We start from the raw sequence: 1,253 nt of genomic DNA, 5'->3' as shown, positions 1-1,253 counted from the left end.
CAGATTAAAAGTTTTATCATACTAAAAAATAACTTTTTTATGTATTTTTGGATACAAAATTACATTAGCTTACCCTGGTTTAAGTTCCGCTACTCAAACGATAGTTCTCGTTTACTGACAACACAATCGTGAAGGTATAAATTGATTAATTCTTGGTAAGAAATTCCTTTTTCTTGCGCCTTGGCTTCAAAATATTCTATTACATCAATCCTCAAAGGCAAAGTTACTGGTTGCTTTAATTTATTGGCATAAGGATTGGGGCGGCTTTTCATATTGGCAAGGTCATATTCTGGTTTCATGGTTTTATCCTCGATAGTGTTTACTTTCATTTTTGGTGGCTTTGCGGGCTGAAATGATTCTGATTACTGATTCCTCCTCTCGGTAACAATGAATAATCAGTAAGATTCGCATTTTCGAGCTTATGCCTAGGAGTAAAAATCGGTCTTCTATCTCAGAATGATCTTCGTCCCAAAACTGGATTGCCTTCTCATCATAAAAAACCGATTTTGCTTCTTCAAATGAAACACCATGCTTTTTTTTATTGATTCGATTCTTTTCGTTATCCCACTCAAAAACTAATTGATTCATGTTTATATTTTAAGACATAATGGTTTAGTATGGTAATGGTAGAGTAACGCCAGCCTAAACCCAAGCTACTTGATGGCGATGCTTGCCCGGTCGCCCTTAAACGATTGACGGTTCGCACAGCGTCGGTCTTTGCCTGAAAAGTCACGCTACGGCAACGCAATCTAATAACTTTGATGGGATTGACTTCGAGGGATTTTCTATTACAAATGCTATACAATATCGCAGCTGATAGCAATAGGCAATCAAACCACACAAAACATTAAAGGGTTGGCACTTTCGGGTGGATCTCATTTTTATTATTTGACCCAACAGTGGTGCGTTACGGGGCGGACTGTCCCAACTCTGGCTACCGAGAAAATGAGGGCTCCCCTAACGCACCCTACGGAACTACTTATCCAAAACTGATGTCCAGACCTGTAAATTACCGAACCAAGAAGTGAGCCGCCCAGGATTACAACCCGCAGCTTCCCCTTCTGCCTCTAAACTAATGGAATGATTTCCTGAGGAAACAGGGCCGAGATCAATTTCACGTGAGGTCAAGGGAAGGCTACTGAACTGGCCAGGTGCGCCCCTCCACCCAAGGGTACCTGTAGAACTAACAGGCTTACCGTCAAGGTAGAAATGGATTTTAATTGGGCCGCAATGAGTAGGGGGGACGACATACT

Annotated in this window: 2 protein-coding genes; both read right to left on the bottom strand. The window is 41.3% G+C overall.

Annotated features, from left to right (window positions below):
- Positions 1–89 precede the first annotated feature (89 nt).
- Positions 90–299, bottom strand: coding sequence for an antitoxin (locus F6K53_RS43455; protein ID WP_293023376.1), 210 nt, complete (start codon positions 297–299; stop codon positions 90–92).
- Positions 300–303: 4 nt separating this feature from the next.
- Positions 304–588, bottom strand: coding sequence for a BrnT family toxin (locus tag F6K53_RS43450; protein WP_293023374.1), 285 nt, complete (start codon positions 586–588; stop codon positions 304–306).
- Positions 589–1,253 lie beyond the last annotated feature (665 nt).

This window comes from Moorena sp. SIO4A1 (assembly GCF_010672065.1).
Taxonomy (GTDB): domain Bacteria; phylum Cyanobacteriota; class Cyanobacteriia; order Cyanobacteriales; family Coleofasciculaceae; genus Moorena.
Note: the sequence above shows the minus strand (reverse complement) of the source record. Positions and strands in the feature narration are given on the sequence as shown.

Coding starts and splice junctions, on each gene's coding strand:
- F6K53_RS43455 (WP_293023376.1), bottom strand. CDS start 299: ATGAAACCAGAATATGACCTTGCCAATATGAAAAGCCGCCCCAATCCT.
- F6K53_RS43450 (WP_293023374.1), bottom strand. CDS start 588: ATGAATCAATTAGTTTTTGAGTGGGATAACGAAAAGAATCGAATCAAT.